17 protein-coding genes and 3 pseudogenes are annotated in these 24,415 nt (G+C 68.6%); 4 read left to right on the top strand and 16 right to left on the bottom strand.

Annotation, left to right across the window (positions count from 1 at the left end):
• Positions 1–247 precede the first annotated feature (247 nt).
• The 3 genes from OG393_RS03615 to OG393_RS03605 all read right to left on the bottom strand — a co-directional run bounded on the left by OG393_RS03615 (position 248) and on the right by OG393_RS03605 (position 3,698).
• Entirely contained in the window at positions 248–1,618 is a 1,371-nt protein-coding gene (locus OG393_RS03615; protein WP_327373087.1) for an IS256 family transposase, read from the bottom strand.
• A 223-nt stretch (positions 1,619–1,841) separates the two neighbouring features.
• Positions 1,842–1,964, bottom strand: coding sequence for a hypothetical protein (locus OG393_RS03610; protein ID WP_327373086.1), 123 nt, complete (start codon positions 1,962–1,964; stop codon positions 1,842–1,844).
• Between the two features lie 907 nt (positions 1,965–2,871).
• Positions 2,872–3,698, bottom strand: a protein-coding gene (locus OG393_RS03605) for an IS5 family transposase (RefSeq protein ID WP_442817398.1) whose coding sequence is annotated in 2 segments (ribosomal slippage) — positions 2,872–3,347 and positions 3,347–3,698 — 828 coding nt in all. Because the reading frame shifts where the segments join, the coding sequence is not laid out codon by codon here.
• A gap of 163 nt (positions 3,699–3,861) precedes the next feature.
• On the opposite strand from OG393_RS03605, the gene OG393_RS03600 reads away from it, so the two are divergent.
• Positions 3,862–4,077, top strand: a complete 216-nt coding sequence (locus tag OG393_RS03600; RefSeq protein WP_327373085.1) for a hypothetical protein — start codon at positions 3,862–3,864, stop codon at positions 4,075–4,077.
• A gap of 120 nt (positions 4,078–4,197) precedes the next feature.
• Here the strand turns inward: OG393_RS03600 and OG393_RS03595 are convergent, their stop codons facing one another.
• Entirely contained in the window at positions 4,198–5,589 is a 1,392-nt protein-coding gene (locus OG393_RS03595; RefSeq protein ID WP_327372736.1) for an IS1380 family transposase, read from the bottom strand.
• 120 nt (positions 5,590–5,709) lie between these two features.
• Here OG393_RS03595 and OG393_RS03590 point away from each other — a divergent pair.
• A pseudogene (locus tag OG393_RS03590) lies at positions 5,710–6,809 on the top strand (IS3 family transposase); the annotation flags it as partial.
• 159 nt (positions 6,810–6,968) lie between these two features.
• Here OG393_RS03590 and OG393_RS35405 read toward each other — a convergent pair.
• Positions 6,969–7,113, bottom strand: a pseudogene (locus OG393_RS35405) (IS5 family transposase); the annotation flags it as partial.
• On the opposite strand from OG393_RS35405, the pseudogene OG393_RS03585 reads away from it, so the two are divergent.
• A pseudogene (locus OG393_RS03585) lies at positions 7,108–7,483 on the top strand (transposase); the annotation flags it as partial. The pseudogenes OG393_RS35405 and OG393_RS03585 sit on opposite strands and share 6 nt — an antisense overlap.
• Positions 7,484–7,521: 38 nt before the next feature.
• On the opposite strand, the gene OG393_RS03580 reads toward OG393_RS03585, so the two are convergent.
• The 11 genes from OG393_RS03580 to OG393_RS03530 all read right to left on the bottom strand — a co-directional run bounded on the left by OG393_RS03580 (position 7,522) and on the right by OG393_RS03530 (position 23,553).
• Positions 7,522–9,030, bottom strand: a complete 1,509-nt coding sequence (locus tag OG393_RS03580) for a hypothetical protein (RefSeq protein WP_327373084.1) — start codon at positions 9,028–9,030, stop codon at positions 7,522–7,524.
• 26 nt (positions 9,031–9,056) lie between these two features.
• Positions 9,057–12,698: a hypothetical protein gene (locus OG393_RS03575; protein ID WP_327373083.1), complete on the bottom strand. Its 3,642-nt coding sequence runs from the start codon at positions 12,696–12,698 to the stop codon at positions 9,057–9,059.
• Positions 12,698–14,929 carry a hypothetical protein gene (locus tag OG393_RS03570; RefSeq protein WP_327373082.1) on the bottom strand — a complete coding sequence of 744 codons (2,232 nt, stop codon included), beginning with the start codon at positions 14,927–14,929 and terminating at the stop codon, positions 12,698–12,700. The genes OG393_RS03575 and OG393_RS03570 overlap by 1 nt, the downstream gene beginning before the upstream one ends.
• A gap of 6 nt (positions 14,930–14,935) precedes the next feature.
• Entirely contained in the window at positions 14,936–18,214 is a 3,279-nt protein-coding gene (locus OG393_RS03565; RefSeq protein ID WP_327373081.1) for a DUF6603 domain-containing protein, read from the bottom strand.
• 790 nt (positions 18,215–19,004) lie between these two features.
• On the bottom strand, positions 19,005–19,607 hold the full coding sequence (locus OG393_RS03560; protein WP_327373080.1) for a hypothetical protein: 603 nt from the start codon (positions 19,605–19,607) through the stop codon (positions 19,005–19,007).
• Positions 19,608–19,642: 35 nt separating this feature from the next.
• Positions 19,643–19,882, bottom strand: a complete 240-nt coding sequence (locus OG393_RS03555) for a hypothetical protein (RefSeq protein ID WP_327373079.1) — start codon at positions 19,880–19,882, stop codon at positions 19,643–19,645.
• Positions 19,879–20,631 (bottom strand): site-specific integrase, encoded by a 753-nt coding sequence (locus OG393_RS03550; protein WP_327373078.1) that lies wholly within the window; start codon positions 20,629–20,631, stop codon positions 19,879–19,881. The genes OG393_RS03555 and OG393_RS03550 overlap by 4 nt, the downstream gene beginning before the upstream one ends.
• Before the next feature lie 242 nt (positions 20,632–20,873).
• Positions 20,874–21,566 carry an SDR family oxidoreductase gene (locus tag OG393_RS03545; RefSeq protein WP_327373077.1) on the bottom strand — a complete coding sequence of 231 codons (693 nt, stop codon included), beginning with the start codon at positions 21,564–21,566 and terminating at the stop codon, positions 20,874–20,876.
• Between the two features lie 11 nt (positions 21,567–21,577).
• A complete protein-coding gene (locus tag OG393_RS03540) occupies positions 21,578–22,399 on the bottom strand; it encodes a class I SAM-dependent methyltransferase (RefSeq protein WP_327373076.1) in 822 nt (273 codons plus the stop codon).
• A 416-nt stretch (positions 22,400–22,815) separates the two neighbouring features.
• Entirely contained in the window at positions 22,816–23,211 is a 396-nt protein-coding gene (locus tag OG393_RS03535) for a hypothetical protein (protein ID WP_327373075.1), read from the bottom strand.
• Positions 23,212–23,250: 39 nt separating this feature from the next.
• On the bottom strand, positions 23,251–23,553 hold the full coding sequence (locus tag OG393_RS03530) for a hypothetical protein (protein WP_037645701.1): 303 nt from the start codon (positions 23,551–23,553) through the stop codon (positions 23,251–23,253).
• Between the two features lie 388 nt (positions 23,554–23,941).
• On the opposite strand from OG393_RS03530, the gene OG393_RS03525 reads away from it, so the two are divergent.
• Positions 23,942–24,397, top strand: coding sequence for a hypothetical protein (locus tag OG393_RS03525; RefSeq protein ID WP_327373073.1), 456 nt, complete (start codon positions 23,942–23,944; stop codon positions 24,395–24,397).
• Positions 24,398–24,415: the final 18 nt, after the last annotated feature.

Below are 24,415 nucleotides of genomic sequence, written 5' to 3'. Positions count from 1 at the left end.
GGGCGCGGCTCGCCTCAAGGCAAGTGTCTTCTGCGCTCAGCCGGGCTTTGGGTAGCCTGCGGGTGAGATGCCGTCCAGCGTTACGACGCCGCTTCCGGACCACGCCACCTGCGGGTGGCGCGAACTCCAGCAGCACAGGCCGGCAGACGTACCGCATCGACACCCTCCCCGGCGAGGTCCATGCGGACCGGGGTCGCGTCCTCGGAGCGGTGTAAAAGCTCGACGAGGGGTTTCGTGGTGGTCGATGTTACGCGGCCTTGGTGAGGGACACGCGGGCCGGTGCTGCGAGGTGGATCACTTCTGCTTCGGCGGGGTGGAGCAGGCCGCGGCGCATGCGTTCGAGCTGGCGTGCGGTGGCGGGGGTGGTGGTGAAGCCGCGCCAGCCGGTGGCGGCGCGGTCGAGGACGGCGAAGGCGAGGGAGACGCAGCTGGTCTCGCCGGGGAAGCGGCCGATGACCTTGACCCGTCGGCGGGTCTCGCCGAAGGTCCGCTCGATGAAGTTGGAGTGGCGGATCCGCTTGTGGTGTTCGACGGGGAAGCGAAGGTAGGCGGTGAGTGAACTCCGGTCCGTGAGAAGGGATTTGACGGCTGCGGGGTAAGCCTTCCCCCACTTCGTGGCGAAGTCGTCGATGCGGCGCTGGACGGCGTCGACCAGTTGCTGGCCGGGCGGGATCCCGAGTGTGGCGGTGTCGAAGATCTCCCAGAAGTCCTTCTTGACCGCTTCCAGGTCGTGGCGGCTGACCTTGGAGGTGACGTTGCGGCATTTGTGGATCAGGCATCGCTGGCGCAGGCTGCGGCCCAGGACGAGCTCGCTGGCGGAGATCAGTCCAGCGCCGCCGTCGGATATCACCAGCAGCGGCGGCGTGAGCCCGCGCTCGAGCAGGCCGGTCAGGAAGTCGGCCCAGGCGTCGTGGGACTCCGAGCCGGCGGCTTCCAGGCCGAGGAAGACGGGCTTGCCGTCGGTGTCGATGCCCCACGCGGCGAGGACCGGTTCGGCGGGGGCGTTCGGGTGCATCCGGAAATGGGAGGCGTCGATGAACAGGTAGTCCAGCGTGACGTGGGACAGGTCTCGCTGACGCCAACTGTCGTAGTCCGTACGGATGTTCTGGCAGATATTGGAGACCGTCGACTTCGACAGCGCGGCGTCTGAGCCCAATGCTTCGGCGAGGGTGTTCTCCACGTCGCGGGTGGACAGGCCCCGCACGAACGAGGCGATGACGAGGGATTCCAGCGCGTTCGTCCGCGTCACCGTGGCCCCGAACAGGCGCGAGGCGAACTTCTCCGTGGTCCCGCGCAGCTTCGGCTTCTTGATCTTCACCGGCCCAGACGTCGTCTTGACAGTCACCTCGCGGTGACCGTTTCGGTGGCCGGCCCGCGCAGCGGGCACCGGCCGGGCGTCCGCCGCCGGGGCCTGGTCCTGACCCTGGACCGCGTCGGCGCGCTGGTAGCGGGCGCGGCCCAGGAACTCGTCAACCTCGGCCTCGAGCGCGGACTGGATGATCAGACGGGCACCGAGGCGGGCGACGTCCTCGAGGCAGTCGGCCAGCGGCCGGCCCTCGGCGAACACGGCGTCGATCTCGCCGCGGATGGTCTCGGTCGGGGATACTCGATGGTGCACGAGCGTGGGTCCTTCCGTACGAACTTTGGTCGGTTCAGTACGAAACCTACGCTCGTCGCCTTTTACACCACTTTCTGGACGCGACCCGGACCGGAGCCCCGATGGGCCTCCGGGGCCCGTTCGTCAGCTTGCGGGGTACACCCCGTGATCGGTGGTGGCCCCATCAGGGCGACGCCACTGCTCCGGACCGGTGACGCAGCCGCCGCCACGCGTCCCGTGCGCGTCATCGTGGGGCGCAGCCGAGTCGGCCGACCCTTCGGGAGCGCTCCATCATGGCGTACGAGCTGATCACCTTCGAGTTCCAAACCGAACTCCACGCCCGCTGGGCGATCTTCTTCTCAGACATGGGGATCCCATGGACCTACGAACCTGCCGCGTTCACCACGGCGAGGGGTGTGACCTTCACCCCGACTTTCTGGTTGCCTCGTGAGTGCTTCTGGTTCCACGCTCAGGAATCCGGAGTAGAGGACCCCTCCTGGTGGGGGGACTTCGCAGCGGCCGTCGCAGGGCCCGGCCACTCGGCGTACCCCGAGGACGACATCGCCTCAGACGACGAGGTGGCCCTCGACGAGGAGTGGCAGGGCCGAGCGTTCCTGGCCACCGGGCCCATTCCGGAGTGGATCTGCTTCGGAGACAGCCTCGCCGAGGGGCCGTGGCGAAACCACGAGACCTGCGGGATGGAAACCTACGCCGATGCCCTGTACCAGTGGACGCTCTGCCCCCAATGCGGCCTGTTCGGCGCGGAGTACTGCGGCTACGCCGACCGACTTCCCTGTGCATGCGCGGGACGCCAGGAAAGCCTGGGAGGCGCAAGCGCCCGCCAGCTACTCCAGGCCTACCGGGAAGCGCGCCATGAAGGGCTGACAACCCACGGGGGTCGCGTGTCCTTCACCGGCCTCTCCCCGCAGACCGGCGCAGCCGAGGCGAACCGGCTCTGCGTGAGATCCTGCCGCTCGATCGGCGACCAACTCCGTGAGGCGGGAGCCGGCGCCTACACCGAGGAACACGCCGACATGCTGTGCGAAGCGTGCCCCGGATTCGTCTGCTCCCTGTGCAGCCAGCGCCCGGCGGCATCGGCCGGCATCCCCTGTTGGGTCTGCCAGGCCGTACCGGTACTGACGCAGAGCCGCGCCCGCCGCCTGCTCAACGATCTCGCCGCCGAGGTCGGCAGGAAACTCAAGCAGCCGCTCCGCGTCATCCACCCCGTCATCAACGACGCCATGGGCATTCGCTACCGGGACCAAGAGGGTGTCTCACGTGGTGAGTTTCGCGAGCTTCTTGTAGCAGGTCAGGGCGGCGGCCAGGCCGAGGAAGGCGAGGAAGTGGGAGCCCTTTCGCTCGTATCGGACGGTGAGGCGGCGGTAGCCGAAGAGCCAGGCGATCGACCTCTCGATCTTCCAACGGTGTCGGCCGAGCCGCTCGCTCGACTCGATGCCCGGGCGGGCGATACGCGGGATGATTCCGCGTTCGCGCAGCCAGGCCAGGTGGTGGGCGGAGAAGTATGCCTTGTCCGCGCGGAGCTTGACCGGCCTGCGCCGGCGTGGCCCGCGGCGGGAGCGGATGGCGGGTATGCCTCGGATCAGCGGCTTGAGGGCCTGGCTGTCGTGGGTGTTTGCTCCGGACACGGCGACGGCCAGGGGGATGCCCCGCGCCTCGGACAGCACGTGCAGTTTGCTGCCCTTCTTGCCGCGATCGACCGGGTTCGGCCCGGTCAGCGAACCCCCCTTTTCGCCCGCACCGAGGCGGCGTCGACGATCGCGGAGGTCCAGTCGAGCTCGCCCCGGGCACTGAGCTCGTCCAGGACCGCCCGGTGCAGACAACGCCACAGCCCCGCCCTCGTCCACGCGGTGAACCGGCGGTGCGCGGTGGCGGGCGAGACACCGAACGTCTCCGGCAGATGCCGCCAGGCACACCCGCTGGCCAGGACGTACACCACCGCCGTGAACACGGCCCGCTCGTCCAACGGGGCAGTCCCGCCGCCCTGCGGACGGCACTTGAACGACGGCATCAACGGGGCGACCAGCTCCCACAGACCATCAGGAACCAGCCGCTGCGACAGATCAGCACCCACGACCAGCATCATGCCGCACCGGCGTCACACCACGTGAGACACCCTCCAAGTCACCCTGGAACTCCTCATTCGCGGACTGGCCCATACCGAAGAATGGCTGAGCGATCCCTCCTCGTTCCCTGTGCCCCTCTCCCAGAGCAGGCTGTCCGAGGACGAGATCGACGCGAAGGACATGACCGGCCTGAAGCGCGAGATCGCCAGCAGAGTAGGACCACTCGCCCGTGCTGTAGGGGAGAGAATCATCGACGTTCAGATTCGCATCAACCACGCCATGGGCGTTCGCTCGCGCTCCGAAGCCGATGAGGAGCAGCTGCGAGCTGGCCTACGGCAAGTGATCGCCTGGCAATCCAACCCTGAACCCGGATCCACCGGCTCGTTTCGTGAGTGATCGTTTTCGGTGATCGAGGCGATGCGTCTGGCGGCGGGCATGGGGTGGCCGCTGGTCTGCCCAGCTTTTCCACATGTCCACAGCTCTCGGGCCCTGGCGGGCGGGTCAGATACGGGCAGGTCAGGTCGGTTGGGGCGGGGTGTGCAAGGTGTTGAAGAGGGCTTCGAAGGCGTCGTGCCAGGGCCAGCGTTCGGGCAGGTGCAGGGTGAGCCGGCGGGCCGAACGGGCCAGACGGGCGGGCACGTTGACCAGGTGATCACGGATGGTCGCGCACGTCGCGCGGGCGTGAAAGGTGCCGGCGAGCGTTCCGCAGGCGCGGGTCAGGTTGAAGGCGAGGGCGGCCAGCGCGAGCCAGGCGGCGTTCGCCTGGAAGCTGCCCGAGGGGGCGTGTGCGAACGGGCCGTTCTTCAGCTCGGAGATCACCTGTTCCACGATCGCGTGGCGCCGGTGGTCACGCTCGGCGTCGATGAGCGGCAGCGTGCTGTCGGTGAACGCGGCGTGGTAGCGCCAGGCGGTGAACAGCTCGCCCTGGCCCCCGGGCACGGTCGCGGGGTTCAGGCGCTTGACGCGTCGCACGATGAGACGGGCGGTGACCTGCTGCTTCTTCGGTTTCGAGGTGAAGGCGGTGTACTCGATCTCGGCGATCTCGGCGTCCGATATCCAGCGTTCCTCCTCGCTGTCCCACACCGCCTTGGGGTACTTGATCGGCGTCCAGGCCGTCTCGTCGATAGCGGCGATGGCCTGCTTGACGGAGGCGTTCATCCGCACCGTGACGGAGAAGCGGGCGCCGAGCGCGCGGCAGGCGGCGATCACCTCGGCGGCGTAGTAGGCCGCATCCGCCCGCACGGTCAGCATCCCGGTCGCACCGGACGCGCGGGCGGTGCGGACCGCCTCGGCGGCGAACGAACCGGCTCCGCGCACCGAGTTCACGCTGCCCTTGCGCAGCCTGGTTGCGGCGATCACCGGGGCGGCCAGCGGCGTGGACAGCGTCGCGATCAGCGCGTTCAGGCCCTTGACCTTGTTGTATCCGTAACCGGTGCCCTGTTTGGCATAGCCGTGGACCGGCTTGATGGTGTCGTCCAGATCGAGGTAGGCGACCGTGTCGGCGCCGGGCAGCAGCGGGGTGTGCGCGGCCAGGCGAGGCAGGAACCGGCGGGCGACGGCGTGCAGTTGCTTCACGTGCCCGTGGGTGAAGGACCGCAGGAAGCTGCCGAGGGTCGACGGGGCGCGGACCCCGGTGAACAGGCGCCGCATCGCGCCGTGCCGCAGCCGGTCCATGTCGTCGATACTGTCCGCGCCCGCGGCCATGCCCGCGATGAGCGCCATCGACTTGGCGGCCGGGAAGGAACCGGTGCCGTTCTTCGAGGCCGGCAGCCGCATCATCTCGCCGACCAGGCCGGGCAGGCCGCACCGCTCGGCCAGGCGCACCAGCGGCGCGAGCCCGCCGTACGCGATCAGATTCGGATCATCGAACCGTGCGGAGACCTTCGCCGCGGCATGGGAAGATTGCATCTCAGAAGTGCCCTGTTGGTCGTGCGTGCTGGAAGCGTGAGAACTCCCATCATCGCAGGTCACAGGGCACTTCCTCGTTCCCGGCAACGTCACCGCCGCACATCAACCGGTGGATCCGGGGTGAGGCAGGACCAGGTCGACGCCGGAGTGCGTCCTGGCGTGACCACCGAGGAATCGGCCGAGCTGAAGCGACTGAAGAAGGAGAACGCCGAGCTCAAGCGGGCGAACGAGATCCTGAAAGCCGCGGCGTCTTTCTTCGCGGCCGAGCTCGACCGGCCACACACACGCTCGTAGCGTTCATCGACGAGCACAAGGGCCGCTTCGGCGGTGTCGAGCCGATCTGCCGCGTGCTGACGATGCACGACTGCAAGATCGCCCCCTCCACCTACTACGCCCACCACCAACGCCAGGCCGCACCGTCCGCCAGGACCGTGCGGGACAGCGAGCTGAAAGAGCTGATCCAGCACGTCTACGACACCAACTACCGCGTCTACGGGGCGAGGAAGATCTGGCGGGAGCTGAACCGGCAGGGCGTCACGGTGGCCCGCTGCACCGTCGAGCGCCTGATGCGGGAACTCGGCATCGCAGGAGCGGTCCGCGGCAGACGTGTGATCACCACGCTTCCCGGCGGCCAGGCCGACCGGGCCCCCGACCTTGTGGACCGGGACTTCATCGCCGGCGCCCCGAACCGCTGCTGGGTCGCGGACTTCACCCACGTGAAGACCTGGGCCGGCGTCGTCTACGTCGCCTTCGTCGTGGACACCTTCTCCCGCCGGATCGTCGGCTGGTCCGCGGCCACCGTGAAGGAGACGGTCTTCGTGCTGGACGCCCTGGAGATGGCGATCTGGCAGCGCGACCGCGACCAACACCCCGTTCAGCCAGGCGAGTTGATCCATCACTCGGACGCCGGGTCGCAGTACACGAGTTTCCGGCTCGCCGAGCACCTGGACGCAGCCGGCATCGCCGCCTCGATCGGCTCGGTCGGCGACGCCTATGACAACGCTTTGATGGAGAGCACGATCGGCCTGTTCAAGACCGAGCTGATCAAGCCCCGACGGCCATGGAAGACGCTGTCCGACGTCGAGCTCGCCACCGCCGAGTACGTCGACTGGTACAACCACCGACGACTCCACGGTGAGATAGGCCACGTCCCGCCCGTCGAATACGAGAACAACCACTACCGAGCAACCACGAAACCCCAGGTCACAACCAACATCTGAGATCTCTACCGAACCCGGAACGGTTCAGAAGGAATCCGAGAGCGAGCCTTCTCCCGTCGCGGACAACGTCGTCCCATTCCGACCACCGAACCGCTGACCACTCCGCCTACAGAGCCGCCCCGGCCACCGTCACACCGGGGCGGCTCCTCTGCGTCTGGCACGTTGGAGGATTCCGAGGTCGATACCTAGGGCGGCTGCGTGCTCGACGAAGTGCTTGCGGTAGCCCCGTCGACCCAGATTTGCGAAGGCTGGGGTGGTCGGCGGCGGCCTGCTCCAGGAGGGTGCGGCCAGCGGTGGAGTCCTGGTCACCGCCGCCAGCGCCTCCGACACCGCGGCCGGTGTCACCTTACTCACCCGCATCGCCGCCGCCCACCCGCGCGTCACCAAGGTCTGGGTGGACGGCAGCTACCGCACCACCGCCATCGACCACGGCGCCCGCCTGGGCATCCACGTCCACCCCGTCTAACGCCCCGGGGCGCGTCAAGGGGTTCACGGTCATTCCCAGACGCTGGACGATCGAGAGGAGCATCGGGTGGCTCATGCACCACCGCCGACTCGCCCGCGACTACGAAACCCACCCGCACCGGTTCGAAGCCATGGTCCACTTCGCGATGATCGACCTCATGGCCCGCCGCCTCACCGGCGAAGCCACCCCCAACTGGCGCGGAACCTGACCTGGGATCAAACACACCTCACAGGGCGAAACGCTCAGTCAGTCATCCGCCGAGCGGATGTCGCCTCCGTCGGGTTCAGCGATGGTTCCTTGGCCGTCCGAAGCATCGTTCACGCTGCTGCGGGAGTCGTAGTAATGAACTCGCCAGGTGGCGTTGGAGTAGTTCCTACTGCCCCCGTAGACGTTGTCCCTGTTACCGGTCTCACAGTAGAGATAAAGCTCCTTGTTGTGGCTGTTGACCTCCAGCTTGATGCGGTCACCGGCGCGGATAGCCCGCTTGCCGCCGACGGTGAGATTGTCAGTGATGGTGACGTTGTTGCCGGGCAAGACGTTGACGTGGCTGTTGATTTTGAGCGGTTCGCCGTACGGGCCGCGGAGGTCGGCGATTCGGACGGTCCCTGTCCCGACGGCGTTGAGGTTGCCGTTGGCGGTGAGCGTGCCCCCGACGGTGACGTCGCCGATGGTCGTGATGCTGTTGTTGAAGGTGCTCGCCCCGGTGACGTTCAGGACCGCGTCGACCTTCAGGCCCGCGGGCTGGCTGACCCGCAGCGGGTTGCTGCCCGCGCCGCGCACCGATCCGGCGACCGTCAGGTCCTTGGCGGCGTTGGTGAGGCTGACGCTGTTGGCGAACGTACTCGCCCCGGTGACGTTCAGGGCCGCGTCGACCTTCAGGCCCGCGTTCTGGCTGACCCGCAGCGGGTTGCTGCCCGCGCCGCGCACCGATCCGGCGACTGTCAGGTCCTTGGCGGTGTTGCTGAGACTGACGCTGTCGGCGAATGTGGCCGGGCCCTGGACGGTGAGGTTCCTGACGACGAGGTCAGGAATGCGTACGGTGACCGCCGTGGTCAGGGTGTGGGTGAGGGTGACGCCGCCGGCGGTGACTTCGGCGCGGAGCATGAAGCCGGTGACGGTGGTCAGACCGCGCGGGGTGGGCCAGACACGTTCCTTGTCGAGGGAGACTCCGGCGGGGGTGTCGCCCCAGTGCATCGTGTACTTCGCGTCCGAGCCCTCCCAGCGGAGCACGGCGACCTCACCGTTCTCCACCATGATCTTCTCGGGCGCGAAATTCCGGAACACGAACCCGGCGGGGAACTTGTCCACCATGACCTCGGCGTCCTTGTTGGTGAAGCTCCCGTTCGTCCTTGACGAACTCTCGACGATCGCGATGGAGACCTGACCCGCCGTGCGGTTGACCGCGATGTTGGACAGGGTGAGGGTGACGATCTGCCCGGTGAACTGCACCGCGCGGGCCGGGGTGAAGGTGATGACCGCGAAGCCGCCGGAGACGGCGGGGGCGGACGGCGTCCAGCCGGTGCTGGCACCGGTCTTGATGTCGGCGCCCTCGGTGGTGAGGTGCTCGGCCCCCGCGCCGACCGGCACCCGGACGGTGATCTTGTTGCACCAGGCCGACGTGGTGATCCCGCCGCCGACATTGATGTTGACGGAGCCGTACTCGTTTTCCTCGGCGGAGCTCACCCGCAACGGCGTCGGGTCGGTCGACGGTTCGTACGGCAGCAGGTTGGTGGCGTTCACCATGACAACGCTCATGCAACAGCCCTTCTGTTAACGGAGGTTCAGGACTTCTCGGTCGCGTCGAGCAGCAGGTATCCATAGCGGGCCTCCGCCTGCGGATCCCCGAAGTGCGCCGCGGTGTCAGCCGGAACGATCGGCAGCTCCACCCACTCGGTCTCCGACCCGCGCGGCTCGGCCCAGCTCCACGCTCCGTGCCACGACGCGGGCTGCGGCAGCACCACACCTGCCTCCGTCGGCTCCTCTCCCGCCCGTGCCCGCCTGACTTCCTCGGCCTTGTCGACCCGCTCGGCCGCGAGCAGTGGGCCGAGCCGGAAGGACGCCCGGATCCGCCGCATCGCCTCGGACACCAGGTCGTCGGGCAGCTGGACCTTGGTCACCGGAAGGATGTCCGTGGTGGCGTGCACCGCCGCGTACGGATCCATCAGCAGCGTCAGGTGGTGCGTCACCGGCTGGTCCGGGGTGCGCGCGGGCACGGCCAGGCCGTGGCCTTTGTCGATCGGGGTCAGGTAGCCCCCGCCGCCCTTCGGCATGACCGCGTGGAAGAGCTCGTACGAGGTCTCCTGGTCGGGTCCGGTCGCCCCGGCGAAGTATCCGATGAGGCCGTCGCCGAGCCGCTTCTCGTTGCCGAGCCGGACCGGCCAGCGATATCCGTCGTACTCCTCCTCCGACTCCCCGAGCACCTGGTCCCAGCTCGGATTGCTCAGCAGCGGTCCTTCGAGCTCGACGCCCAGATCGGCGCGCACCAGCGCGAGCGGACGGCCGATGAGCCGCAGCGGAGAGCCGTCCTCCTGGGCCGCGTCGTCGAGGATGGTGTCGAGGGTCTGGTCGATGGTGTCGAGCAGGCCGGTCAGCGCGGCGGCGGGTTTGTCCTTCAGGGTGCGGACGAACCGGGCCAGGTGCGGCATGGCGTCCTCGAACTCCTGGGCGTCGACGTCGGGATGGGGCGAGCCGGGGAGCGGTAGCCACACGCTGTCGTCCGCGCCGTCGATGTCCTTGACGACGCGGAGTTCGCCGAGACAGACGCCGTCGGGTCCGTGGACGACGAGGGTCTGGTCGAGATGGTTGAGCAGCAACCAGCCGGCCAGGGGGTTTTCCGTCGTGGCCGCGCGAGCCATCGGTGAGAGCCGCTGTCCGTCCACGGCACGTACGGTCTCCAGCCGCACGCGGGCGCCCTGGAGGAGACGCGGGCCGAGCTGGACGAAGCGGGCCGTGCCGATGAGGTCCTCGTGCAGGACCTCATCAGGGGCAACGCTCTCCGCGAGGGTGAGGGAGACCTGTTCGTAGTTGCCGCTGTTGACGATGTCGTAGGTGCGGCCGAAGCGGTCGACGATGCGCAGGTCGTGAAAGGTGAACTGGCCGGCACGGACCGGCTGGAACGGTGTTCCGGGGTCGTCGGCGGGCGGTTCGAGCGGGCCGCCTTCCGGGACGCTCTGGATGTCGCCGACGAGCCGGGCGACGGCCTCGGGGACGTGCACGGTGGTCCTGGCGGTGGAGTCCTGCTGGACGAGCCAGTCGTGGAAGCCGTCGAGGCGCTGGGAGAGCATTCCGGGGTGGCCGAGTTCCTCGCGCAGGGCGAGCAGGCCGTCGGTGGGAGCGCCGGAGTAGGTGTCGAGGTAGCGGTCGATCTGCTTCTGCAGGACCCACGGCACGCTCGGGGTGAGGAACGCCCGGTTCTTGAAGGTGAGCCAGCGCAGGTCGGCTTCGCCGCCGCCGGGCTGGGCTCCCCGGCCGGACCATTCGTAGCGGCTGCCGTTGAAGGTCCAGTAGGTGGTGTCGCCGGCCTGGAAGGGCGTGGGGCAGTACTTCAGTTCGTATTCGAGGTGCATGGGCAGCCAGGGCTGCCGCCACGGCGCGGTGTGCTCGGGGACGGGCCCGGCGACGGCGGCAGGGTCCTTCAGCGCCGCGTCGAGAGCGCCGGGGACCCGGGCCACCTGGTCCAGGAGGGCGAACTCCGCGAGGAGCGGGGTGCAGGCGTCGGGGAGTCCGGCCAGTCCCGGGCTGGGCGGAGTCGTGGGCCGGTCGTAGGTCGTGCCGCCGACGGTGATCCGGGTGATCAGGGCCTCGGGAAGGCGGCAGGGCAGCGGGGTGTCCCGGGTGAGGGGTTCCTTGGCGCCGGTGTCCTTGATGAGCACGACCGGGTCGGCGGGGCGGTAGTAGGACTCGCGGGCGGTGCGCTCCAGCTGGTAGCGCGGGTCGAGTCCGCGTTCGGTCGCGTACTTCCCGATGTCGGCCGCGAGTTCCTCCGGGGTGCCGCCGGTGGGCAGTTGCCTCGACAGCACGAACTGTTCGTCGAGCAGAGCCTTGGTCCGCCCGGCCAGACTCGTCGCATCGCTCTCGTTGAGCTGGACATCAGCTGCGGCGTCGAACCCGGCGGGGTGCTCAGGGGTGAACGGGGGAACCGGCTTGTTGCGCAGCCACCAGATGTTCCACAGGCGCTGCTGCGAGCGGCGGAGCCTGGGCGTGAGGTCGTCGTACTGCCGTTGGACATCGTTGAGTTCGGTCAGCCATCCGGGTTCCGGCGGCGGGGGCGGCAGCTCGTCGTCGCCTTCGACGGGGCGCGCCGTCACCTTCCACACGTAGCCGCCGTCGGAGCCGGAGAACCAGGAGTGATGGGTGAGGGTGTCGAGGTCCTCTTCGCCGTCGGCGGTGTCGAGTGTTTCGAGGGTGCCGTGGAAGAGCGAGCGTACGAGGTCCCCGGTGCGCGCGGACCGGGTCTGGCGGGCGGCCAGCCGGCCGAGGGCTTCGGCGCTGCTGCTGCCCAGTGTCAGGATCTTGCTGAGCTCGATGTTGCTCGGTTTGTCGGACTCATGGGTGGCGCCTTCGCGCTGCCAGTCGACTCCCAGCGCCGAGCCGCTGTAGAGGGTGCGGTCCAGGGCATCGGCGGCGGTGCCTTCGGGGGTGGCCCAGCCGAGGGCTTCGAGGAGATCGGCCGTCCCGTCCGCGTCCGGCGGGAGCAGGCCGGGCACGGACGCGGCGCGGTTGAGGTAGTCGAGGGCGTCGTCGCTGTACCAGCCGACGACGAAGTAGCTCAGCGTCGCGTCGGGCGGGTAGTTGTCCAGGTCGCCTTTGAGGTCCTCAAGGGTGTCGTGGAGGGAGAACACGTCTTTGTTGTACGGCTGGTAGGCCGCGAAGCCGGGCAGTCCGGGCCCGGCCGCGGTCAGGTGCGGTTTCTGGGCGGGTGGTTCGGTCCACGGCGCCTGGGCGAGGTCGTGGCGGCGGCCGAGGAAGGTCAGCTCCAGCGGAGCGCCCGCCGGTGAATCGGGGTTCGGGTGCTTGTTGGTGCCGTAGATGTCGTTGCCGTCGGCGTCCTGGACCGGGCGGCTCTCCAGGTAGTCGCTCTGCACGATCCAGCCGACGGCCTTGCGGTCCGCCGCCGCCGCTGTGGTGCTGTAGCGCACGACCAGCCAGCGGTTGGGGACGAAGGGGAAGGTCGTCTCCCCCGTCGTCTGGTCGTAGTGCCCGTTGGCCAGCGCTTCGGGCAGCTGCCACTGGACGTAGACACCTTCGCTGTCCGGGCCCATGGTCTCGGTGCCGACGCCGGGGGGCGGTTCCGCGCCCGTGCCCTCCTCGATCATGGCGTCGAAGTTCGGTGTCCACCGGTTGAACGTCTCGGCGGTGCGGGTCAGCCGGTTGACGACAAGGGCGTTCACCTTGACGGGGACGATCAGGTCCGTGGCGCTCATCAGGCGGTCTCCGTCCGGGCAGCGGTGCCGGTGGGGCTGAGGATTTCCTGTTCCAGCGGGGCGTTGACGAGTTCCAGGGCCAGTTGTCCGGGGTCCAGGTCGGTGAGCCCGAACTCCCGGGCCAGGGCGGGCACCAGGCCGCCGGTGCCGAACATCTGGAGCACCGCGGGTCCGGTGTCCGGGTCGGAGCGCAGGTGGAGGTCGAAGAGGCTGCCGGTGGCGGGGTAGAAGGTCTCCAGCGGGGTGCCGATCGGCGGGTCGGCGGCCAGGCTGCGCAGGCCGAGGCGGTTCCCGGAGTCGATGCCGTAGTGGATGCCCTGTCCCGGTTCGCGGATGACGACCTTGTCGGGTACGCCGTCCCAGAGGACGAGCAGGATCCTCTCGTCCGGTTTGGCGCGGCGCAGCTCGGTGAGGACGGTGCCGTCCCTGAGGTAGGCGTTGACCTTGATGTCCGGCCAGGCGGGGATGAGTTCGGAGTGGATGAGCAGCCCGCCGGCGGCTCGCTTCGTGCTGCCCGACCGGGCGGTGGCCCGGTTGAGTTCGGGGGCGAGGCGGCTGTCGACGGAGGTGTGCACGCCGACGTCGGCGGCTCCGGCGACGAGCGCGTCCAGCCAGCCCTGGTCGAGGCGGAACATCCGGAGGGATTCCAGGGGCAACATCCGCGGATCGGGCACGAGGTGGTGGAACGGCACGCCCTGGAGCAGGCCGAGGCGGGCCTGCCAGGCGGCGATGGCCTCGGCGTTGCGTTCCGCGGTGGTCCGCAGCAGGGAGACGGCGCGTTCTTCTGCGAGCACGGACCTTGACTGTGTACGTGTCACTCTCGGCTGCGGCATCCTGCGTCCGGCGTCGTCCGGGAGCTGGGTGCTCGTGAGGCCGGTGCTGAGCCGCTCGCGGAAGCCGGCGGAGGCGAGTTCGCGCAGCGCGCCGAGGGCGGGCGGGGCATCCGGGTCGACCGAGGCGCGCTCCGGATCTCCGGCCAGCGCCATCAGCGTCGTCGCCCGGTTGGCGAGTTCGCGGCGGGCCCGGCCGACGGCGGTGGTGTATTCGGGGTCGGCCAGGCCGATGGTGCGACCGAGAGTCCAGGCGACGGCATAGCTGACGTCGAAGATCCCGTGCTCGGGCTCGTAGATGAGCGCGTGGTCGGAGGTGGTGTGCGGGCCGGGGCTGTGCTCGGTGGGCACGGCGAAAGCGGTGACAGGGGTGGCCGGGCCGCGGTACCAGGCGAAGGTGCGTTCGCCGGAGAGGGTCGGCTGCGGGACGGCGGTGTAGCCGCGGGCAAGGCGGTCGCGGACGTAGTCGTCCTCGGGATCGTCGGTGACCGGTGCCGTCACCGGCAGACGCAGGGCGAGCTCTTCGGGGTCCTCGGCGCCGTGGGCGACGAGGTTCTCCAGCAGCGCTCCGGGGTCGGCGGCGGGCCCTTCGCTGCTGGTGAAGCTCCAGCTGTGCAGCGAGCACAGGCGAACGGCCGTGGTGGTGCCGGGCAGGGTGCCGGACAAGCGGCCCTCGAAGCCTTCGAGGGAGACGAGGTGGACGGCGTAGTTACCGGGGTTGTGAGGGAAGCGGTTGGCGTTGACGACCGCGTACTCCCCTTCTACGAAGACTTCGCCGTCGGCCGCCCGGGGCTTGTTCGCGTCGACGACCTTGCGGACGTGGGCGAGGTAGTACATCTCGTCGTCGCGTGGGGCGATCGCGTTGAAGAGGTCTGCCGGGACGTCGATGGTCCGGCACTTGCTCCGGGCCTCGGCCTCGTCGACGCCGCCGGACGGCAGGTTCGGGCCCTTGACCCCCGCCTCGGCAGGGTTGCGGAGCTCCTCGACGGTGCGCAGCACGGTGTCCCCGGACGCGGCGGGGTCGTCGGGCAGTTCGTTCTCGCCGAAGACGAGCAGGGCGAGCCAGGGCGGGCGGGCCGGGGGCTGCTCGGCGCGGGTTCCGGCGAGGTTGCGTTCCCAGGGCAGGATCGACCGGCTGAGGGTGATGTGCGGCAGGGTCCTGGTGTAGGCGCCGGTGCTCTCGCGCGGCGGGTAGTGGGCGTGGACGGACGCTTCGCTGAGCACGAAGCGGACGGCCTTGATCTCGAAGGTCTCCTCGGACGGGAGCAGCTTGTCCTGGGCGTCCAGTTCGCCGCCGGGGTCGCTGAGGGTGTTCTTGACCACGACCCGGTAGTCGCCGGGGGTGGCACGCGGGATCAGGTGGTCGAGGAAGTGGATGCGCAGATCCGGTTCAGCGGGCACGGCCGGTCACCTCGTCGCGGTGGTGGTCAGGGGCGGGGTGGTCAGGCTGCGGCCGGCGAGTGCGGCGTAGCCGGTGAGCGGGCTGTCGGTGTCGGCGCCGGGTCCCGCGCCGAGCCGGGCGAGGGTGCTGAGCACGGCGGTGCGGCGGTCCTTGACGGTGTCGGCGGCGACGGTGTCGACGATGGTCCGGACGCTCTGGCGGTCGGCCCGCGGCTCGGGCCCGGCGGGGTCGGACACGCGCAGGGGCATGCGACCGTCAGGGAGTCCGTCGTACGAAAGCGCCTTTGAGGTGACGGGCCCGGTGTCGGTGCCGTAGTCCGGCTCGGGGAGGGTGATCCTCAGTCCGGTGAGGCGGTTTTCGAGCAGTTGGTCGCCGTCGAGCGCATCACCGGGTTTGGCCAGGGGCTTGCCCCACAGGCCGGGGGCGACCGTGCCGGTGACCGGCTTGACCACCCAGTGGTGGTCGGTGGGGTGGAAGGTCGTGCCGTCCTTGGTGATGGTGACCCGGTGGGCGGAGGTGACACCGGTCTTCCGCATGGGGCGGATGTCGATGGTCCCCTCGTCGGACTGCTTGATCAGCCGTTCGTTGATGTACAGGTGCGAGGCGGGGATGCCGGATTCGGTGGTGAAGGTGAATCCGGCCGAGGAGACGAGGGTCGGTTCCTTGGCGGCCGCACGCCGGGCGATCTCGCCTTGGTCGGCGTCGGCGAGCAGGCCCTCGTTGGGGATGACCCGGGCGGGTGCGGGGATCTGAGTGCGGAATTCGGGCCAGTCCACGGTGGGAGTGTTGTCGCGGGAGGAGCCGAAGCCGAAGCTGAAGGAGATGAACCAGAGTTTGACGGTGGCCCGGCCCCCGAAGGGCGGCAGCCACAGGTGGAGGTCGATGCCGACCTCGACGGAGATGCGGACCCGGACGAACCACACCTTGATGGTGGCCGCGACACCGATGCTGATGCCGAGCCGGACATCGAGGTAGAAGGGTTTCCACTGGACCAGCACGTCGAGGTGTGCGGTGAACCACGCGGAGAAGATGCCCTTGTCGTAGACGGCGGCCAGGCGCCCGCCGAACATGAACGCGGCGGGGGTGATCGCGGCGTAGGCTTCGGCCCGCACGGTGATGTCGCTGGCCGGCGACCACACGAACCCGAGGCGCTTGGGCCGGGGGTAGTGGGCGGGGACGTTGTAGTCGGGGTGGTAGCCGCCGAGGCTGATGGCGAAGTCCCCGGCGCGGCCGCCGCCGGTCCAGACGTAGACGGCGATGCCACCGGTGAGCTCGATGGACGGATCGAGCACATAGCTGCCGGGCAGCAGAGCCACGTCCATGGACAGGCAGTGCTCGGCGGAGCTGAAGCCGAGGCTCAGACCGATGTTCACCCTGGCGATGGCCCGGGCCTTCGGGTCGAGGGTGCGCGGCAGGCTGACGGAGGTGCGGCCGAGCAGCATGGCCTTGACGGAGTCGCCGAATTCGATGACGGCGAGGGCTTTGGTCTCGATGAAGCCGAAGCTGGTGAACTTCACTCCGGCGGCGATCCAGTACTGGCCCTCGGCGGGGCGGATCCAGCCGGTGGGTCCGGTGAGGGCCTTGAGCGCGTCTTCGGGGGTGTAAGGCGTCGGGGCCGGCATGCCGGGCAGGGCCTGGGCCGCGTCCAGCCGTGCCACCAGAGGGAATTCGGCGATCTCGGCGCCGGTGGGGACCTTCTTGAAGGAGCTGTTGATCCCGAATCCGGCGGAGAAGCCGGTGACGGTGAAGGGCGGCGGGCCGAAGACGGAGGCGCCGCCGAGGAGGGAGATCTCGCCGTAGATGAAGACCGAGTGCCAGCCTTCGACGCTGCGTGCCCACACCGCCTGGGCGCCGAGTTCGACCGCCATCGCCTGGACGAGGATCAGCCCGGCGAGTTCGAAGTCGAGGGCGGGGTCGTCGGGTGTCTTGTTGAGCAGTCCGCCCTTGAAGCCGATGAGCCCGTCGGCGGCGGTGGCTTCGATGTTCATGCCGTGCAGGAAGGGCAGCAGCGGGAAGCCGCCGCTCATGCCGACGTAGAAGCCGAGTCCGGCGACCTGCCAGGTGAGAGAACCGATCGTGACCTGGCCCTGGAGCTCGATCAGCAAGCCCTTTTTGCGGTCGTAGCGGAATACGATCGACGAGAGGTAGACCGGCCCGAACTGCTTGCCGATCACGAACTCGTATTCGAGCTTCGGCTTCTCCGGGCTCTGCGGATCCGGGCCGAACTTCGGCGGGACGGTGATCACCAGCGCCGGCGTCGGATTGCCCATGACCGCGAGGTAGACCGCCGCACTCACGTTCTTGCCCAGCGGAACCCCTGCCGCCGCGTTCACCACCGGCAACTGCTGGAGCGGGCCGAGGTCGTACTCCGTGACGACCCGGTTGATCTTGATGACGTCTTCGGCGCCGAGATTCTCGGAGACATACATGACCTGGAGCGCGGGCAGGGACAGCAGTCCGTTGCCGATCATGGGTCCGACCACCGGCAGCCCGGAACCGTCCCAGTCCGTGCGGACCCGGACCATGGCGACGGTGGTGGCCTTGGGTTTGCCGTCCTGGCCGGTGCGGCCGAGCGCCGTGGTCCGCAGCACCAGCAGTTCCACTGGGTTCGCGCCGGTGCCGTGGTCCACCGGCGCTTCGGCGGTGACCATCAGGTTGTCCGTCTTGCCCATCGGATGCTGGTGCAGCTGGACCCGCTCCAGCCAGTCGACCAGCGGTCCGGGCAGTTCGACGCCGTACTCGCCGAGGGCCTCGAGCAGCGGGGTGATCAGCAGCGGCGGTCCGTCGAGGGGCTGGGCCGCGCCGATGGAGTCCTTGCGCAGTTCGGCGCGGAACTCCAGCGGGTCGGCGACCGCCCCACCGAGCTGGAAGCCCACCCAGGGCCCGGTGCCGGGGCACCGTCCGGCCGCGGCCGCGACCTGTCCGGCGGCCAGCAGGACCCTCAGTGACCGGCCGCCGGACAGTCCGGACAGGTCGACGCGGGCGACGGCGGTCTGGAGCAGCCAGGTCGCCGGGCTCGCCTCGAAGAGCAGCGCGTCGACCGCCGTGCCGGTGGCGAAGAACCGGGCGCTGGCCGGCATCTCCTCACCGGCCAAAGTGACCTTGCCGGTCACTGTCAGAGCGGCGCTGTCGGCAGTCGCCTCAGTGAGGGTCAGAATGCCGCTGGGCAGGTGCTCCAGGGACTCGGCCTCGCCGGTCAGCCCGAGCCGCCCGGTGTCGAGCTCGAACGTACCGGCACCCCCCGCCGGGAACAGTGCAACCAGCTCGTCGACCGTCAGCGCCATGGGTGACCCCCGCCTGTGGACACGGTTGGGTGAGGCGCCCGCGGAAATGCGGGGCCCCTGTGCCGTTACGGAAAATAAAGTAGGCGTGGGGCACGGAAACATCAATACGGAACGTGCGTGTGGCACAGCCATCCGGCCATAATGTCTGGAAAACACCGACCAGGAACCTGGAAATGGTCACCTCTCGCCCATCAAACGCGCTTTCATGTGCGGGGATTCAGGTATTTTACGGGCCGCCGAAAGCGGACACCTAATCGAAGGGCCATTCGGAGAATCGATTTAGTCGGCGCATTTGTAGACGACCGAGCCCGCTGCCCGCAGCCCGCTCCACTTCGCCATCCGCCGTCTCGACTGAATAGCCGAATCGCGGAATTCGGCCATGTGCCCCCAGGGCAGCGTCAAAGTCAGTTGATCAGGTAGCGGGGCGGTCCAGACCGACGAGCGGATGATCCGACCGGGAACGCTCGGTTTGGACGTGCTCCTCCGCTTCGGGGACCGCGGGTGGCAGAACTGCGTGGACCCAGGCGAGCGGGGCCGCCTGGTTACCCTTGGCCGACAGGGCGCAGTCGGCGTGACGCTGTTCCAGCAGGTAGACGACGGTGCCGCGCAGGTGGTGGGCGGGGTCGACGTTCTGGAACCTCCGTCGGGGTGCTGCTACAGGTCAAACTCCAGGTGCTCGATGCCCGTGAACCGGAACCTCGTCCACGCTGTCAGCACTACCTTGGGTGCGAGAGATGCGACAGGCGCGTGGGAGGTAAGTAGCCCGCAGCGAACCGTGCCTGACAGGCATCTACTGATTGATCAGGGGTTCTGCAGTATCCGCGGCGATCAACCGGCCGTTCTCGACCATCAGCCGCTGGTTGACGTTACGGAGTGCCTGCATGGCAGTCTCTGCTTGACGGCCGGTTGCGAGTGCTGCGTCTCGTTGCGCGCGCAGTTCCTCCATCTCCGAGTCCCGCGGCGAGGGGGCGTTCATGCCGTCGCGGAGGCGGGCACCTAGGTCGTTGGCGCGTAGCGTGCGTAGCTCGTTCTGGATCTCGTGAAGGGTCCGTTGCAGGGCGGCGTTCTGTTCCAACAGCATGCGGTTTTCGACTTCGAGTGCTGCCTCCTTATGGGCGGTTGCAGTTGCCGCAGCTCGTGACGGGTCCTGAGCGAGATGGGCGCGGACGGCCTCGGCTGTGACTTTGAGATCGCGGCGGCGTTGAAGGTACTGCGAGTTGACGGCGACCCGCCGGGTGATCTCCGCGTCGGAGAGGGCCTGGCGGCTCTTGCGCATCGCGGCCAGGACGGCGAGGACCCGCTGTCGGCATTGTTCGCTGTCGGCACGGCGCCGTTGAACGGCGGCCGCCCTGCCCGCGTCGAGGACTTCGGCCCGACGGGCGGGGATTGGCACCCGGCCTGGTTGCCTGTGCGGGGTGGCCGGGCGCGTCATCCCGTCGTCGATTCGGTGACGATCGGGTCGACGGTCGGCTGGTCTAGACGCTGCTGCCCGGCCAGAACCGCCGCCACGGGGATGACGGTGAGAAACCAGTCTCTGGTGTGGAGCCAGGATTCCACCGTGGTCCTTTTCTCGGGAGTGAGGGAGCTGATGTCGGCTTCGCATTTGCCGACGCGTTCGTCGATCTGCTGAACCTCCTGGCGCAGCAGCTCCAGGCTCGCCGCGCTCAACGGTCCCGCGGTAAGCACGCCGCCGTAGGCCTCTCCAGCGCAGCGAGCTGCTCCGCCTTCCCGGCGCGCAATTGGCGCAGCTCGGGCAGGTGGGTGAAGTCGGTGGTGTAGAAGGTGCAGGAGAAGCAGCGGTTGTACACCGGGCAGCCGTGCCCGTCGGCGCGGACGTTGTTCATCTCGTGGCAGCGCCCCGCGGGGACGGGCACCGAGCCTACGCCCGCGCGGATCCGGTCGGCCATGTCGTCGTCGGGGATGCGGGCGCGGATCCGGCCGCCGGTGAGGTCGAACTGGTACTTGGCGGCGATGGCGCGCACCGCTTCCACCCGCCGGGGGTGCGAGGGCCGGTAGTAGACCTGGGTGGTGGAGGGGTCCTGGTGGGCCATGAGGACTTGCAGGATGTGGAGCGGGACGCCGGCGTCGGCGCGGAGCTGGGCATAGGTGTGCCGGAAGGCGTAGGGGAGCACCCGTGCCGGGTCGAAGGGCTTGCCTTGTTCGTCGGTCACTGCGAACTGGTCGAGCCAGGTCTGAAGCCAGTAACCGATCGTGCTGCTGTCGTAGGGCCGCTCGCCGAGCGCGTTGGCGCGGGAGCGGCGCGGGGTGGGAAACAGCACCATGCAGGTCGAGCGGGGCCGTCCGTCTTCATGGAGCAGGTGCGGGGAATGGCGCCGCAGGTGGTCCTGCTGGCAGGTGATGACCTGGGCGTCGCTGGGATGGAGCGGGAGTTTGTGCCGCCGGCGGACCTTTTGCATCGGGCCGGCGGCGCACCGTCCCGTCCGGGTTCTCCACGTCGATGTCGTGCCACTGAAGGCAGTCGAACACCAGGTGAAGGGTGGATATCCGAGTCCAGGGAGCGCCTGGCGGTGGCCCGAGCCGCCCTCGGCGTCAGCACTGAGGACCACCAAGATGCACGTCCCTGACCGCGAGCTCGCTCTCCCGCACAACCCTACGACTGACAACGACGATTGGGAATCAGTCACAGCGTCTCGGATCCTCAGAGCACTCCACAGAATGCGAACAGATGAACTTGACAGGGAACGTGACGGCTGATGGCCTGGCTGCCGCCGAGGTGATGGATGCCGGTGGTGTCGCCCCATGCGAGTTCCAGGAGGGCTGCGGCCAGATCGCTCACGTGCACCGGACAACGGAAGTCGTCCGTAAAGAGGACACCTTCGCGGGTGCCGGTGGCGAGTTCGTGGACGGTTCGTTCGTGTCCGGATTGCCCGTCACCAATGATCAGGGACGTGCGGGCCACGACGGCGTCCGAATGGACGAGGAGCACCGTCTCCGCTGCCGCCTTCGCGGCTCCGTACGGGGTGATGGGGTCGGGTCGGCAGTGTTCGTCGTAGTGCACGCGGGTCTTGCCGGAGAACACCGCGTCGCTGGAGACCTGGATCATCCTGCTGCCGGCCTTCGCCGCGGCGATGGCGAGGCGGATGGGCCCCTCGGCCGTGACCGCCCAGTCCGCACCTCCACTAGACGCGTTGATGATGACGCGCGGGCTGAGTTCGGCCACGACCGCTGCGCCGCTACTGGGGTTGCGTAGATCGAGGTGGTGCCAGGCGACTTCCGGGGTACCCCCGGGTCTGGTCGCGTAGGTTGCGGCCGTCGGGTGCCCGGCCGCGACGGCTCGCCGGACCAGTTCGGTACCCAGGAGCCCGGACCCACCCGCGATCAGCAGCGTCATGAGGTGACACCCTAGACCGGCCCGGGCCCGGTGATGGCGAGAACGTGGGCAGAGGCGTCGGTGAGGGCGGCGTGCGGTTCCGCGATGCGCGCCGCAGCGAGGGCCGCCTCGTACATGGGGGTGCCCATGAGGTTGGCGCCCGTGTACTTCTCGATTGCCTTGACTGCCACCCAGCCGGGTCCTTCGATTCCGTAGAGGGTTGGGTCGGTGAGACCCGCGTCCGTGATCTCCGCGCGCAGTTCGCTGGAGGTCTGGAAGTAGGCGACCGTGAAGCCGCGCTGTCCGGCATAGCGGCCCTGGGCCAGGGTGTCGCGGACGCCGTCCTGGATCCCGGACTCGGTGATGCCGGTGGTCGCGATGTAGTCGAGGAGGGGCGAATAGCGCGAGATCGCCGCCGCGGCGATGACTCCACCGGGCCTGGCTACGCGGGCGGCTTCGGTCAGCGCGGAGATCCGGTCGTGCTGATCGTGGAGGTGGTAGAGCGGTCCGAGGAGCAGTACGACGTCGTACGTGTCGGCTGTGGCGGCGAGACGACGTGCGTCGCCCAGCTCGGCCGTGACGCCTTCGATGGCAACTGCCTGGGTGACGTGCTTGGGGACGGGGTCCACGACGTGCACCGTGTAGCCGTCGTCGGCGAGCCACCGGGCGTGGACTCCGGGACCACCACCGACATCGAGTACGCGGGCTGGTGCGGGTGGAAGGTGGCGGCGGAGTAACTCGCGGGTGCGCGTGAACTCCAGGGTGCCGGTAGCGGTGGTCCGCAGCCGTGCGGCTTCGTTGGATCGGGTGTAGAACTCGATAATCTCTGGGCGCACCGCGGGGTTGCTCGTCATCGGGGAGTTCACTCCTCGTCGAGAGGGGTTGTCGGTGTCGGCAGGGTAGGGGAGCGAAGGGAGTGATCATCCTGAATTTCGGAGCCTTGCGAGTCCACCCGCGAGTAGGGACCGACGGTGGGGCAGAGGGCGACTCGGGTCCGCCGGACCTGGGACGCGAGCACGATCAACAGCAGCAGCTGATCAACTAGCGCCCAGCGACCCCGCACGGGGGCGCTGGGCGAACGTTGCTTCAGCTGTGAACGCTCAGGTATGGGGGAGAGGGGCAGCCGACCTGCCAGTGTAGGTTCTCACTTTCGATGTCAGGCGCCGACGCTATGACCTGGACGTTCCCCTCCAGTCTCACGACGTGTCGGCAAGCGGCTGTCTCAGATCGATGTCATTTCCTCAGACTGCCCAGCCGGCTGCGCCGGACCTCATGAACCTGCATCGGCAGCCGTCCGTTCCATCCACTTCCGCACCTTCACTGCTTGCTCGATGCGGTTGACGATGTCCTTCTTGGACGCCGTGTCCAAGGTCTCCGGGATCTTGTCGAAGGTGTCGGGAAGGACGTCGAGGAGACCCCAGATCTGCTCGCCGGTGCTGACGGTCAGCAGTTGCTGGCACCTCCACTGCAGCGGCACCTCGGGACGGTGCGTGAGCCGCTGCACGAGTGTCGGGAACAGGTAGTGCGTCGCTTCTGCGGCGAGGTGCTCTCGTAGCCAGTCGACCGGGAGCCGCTGGCTGAAGCCATGCATGGCGGCCTCCTGGGCCAGGTCCAGGAGCTGAGCGGTGTCGACGGCTCGGATGGTGCGGGGAAGGGTCGGGGTCATGTCGCGATGATGCCAAGAAGCCAGTGCGGCGCCGAGAGGTCAGCTGGGCCGGGATGCGATCTGCTGACGGGCAGGGCCCCAGACGTCCTCGAACTCCTCGAAGGTGAGTTGTTCGGGGTCGTGGCCTTCCCATTCCGAAACGGGCAGCTCGGCGGTGATCCCGAATCTGCTGTCGTAATCACCGAGGCGGCCTGCGTCGCGGGCCCGCTGCCACTCGGCGAGGGAAGCTGCTGCGATCGGGATCAGCTCTGGCCCTTCGAGTTCGACCTGCCGGATCACCCAGCCTTCGGCGTCGACCTCGAAGTAGAACCAGGTGTCTTCCTCGTCCCAGTAGCAGCGCATCCATGTGGTCACCCGGCCATGATGCCGGGCCAGATGCGCCGCCCTACTCCGCTCTATCTCATGACTGGGCGATGAATCCTGCGCATCGGTCGAGCTGGAAAGGAGAACCGACCCGGGTTGGATCCCAGCCTTGATCCCGTGCCTCTCGAATGCTGGCAGCAACGTGAGCTGGGCGAATGAGCAGTGTGCATCGTGAAAAGTGCAGGTCGGGCGGGCTGGTGTGCGCGGGGTCGGGGGTGCTCGGGCTGGTCGGTGGCGGGTGTCCGTGGTGAAGATCGCCTGACTGGTCGGCCAGGAGGGTTCTCTGGTTCTGCTGCGCCTGCGTCAGCGGGCCGCCTACGATCCGTCACCGTGCCGGTACGCCGGAGATCGTGAGGAGGGTGTGGGGATGTCCGATCTGGAGCGGATCACGGCTCGCCGGAGCGAACTGGACGCGCTCGCCGAGGAGTTGGCGAAGCGGCTTGGGGAGGTCGAGGCCGAGCGGGAGGAGCTGGGGATCGCTGAACGGGTCCTGCGCCGTCTGGCCGAACAGGACCGGGCCGATACGGAGGCCGCCGGGGTGGAAGCCCCGATGAAAGCGCAGGTGGCGGGGCGTGCGGTGCTGCTGATCCCGCACCGCGGTGAGACCGGCGACGAGGCCGCGCTGCCCGGTGACTACCGCCGGATCTTGTCGATCGTGCGGGCCGCCGGCGGCCCGGTGCAGGTCAAGTCGGTGGGCGAGGAGCTGGGGCTTGAGGTGGGGTTGCGCGGGAAGCTGGAGCCGCTGCGGGCAAAGATGACCAAGCTCGCCGATCGTGGCTGGCTGCACAAACGGCCCGACGGGAAGTTCACCGCGCGCCTGTAGCAGTACCGGACCGGGGAC

Origin of the sequence: Streptomyces sp. NBC_01216 (assembly GCF_035994945.1) — a bacterium.
Lineage (GTDB): Bacteria > Actinomycetota > Actinomycetes > Streptomycetales > Streptomycetaceae > Streptomyces.
This window is presented reverse-complemented; position numbering and strand designations above follow the sequence as displayed.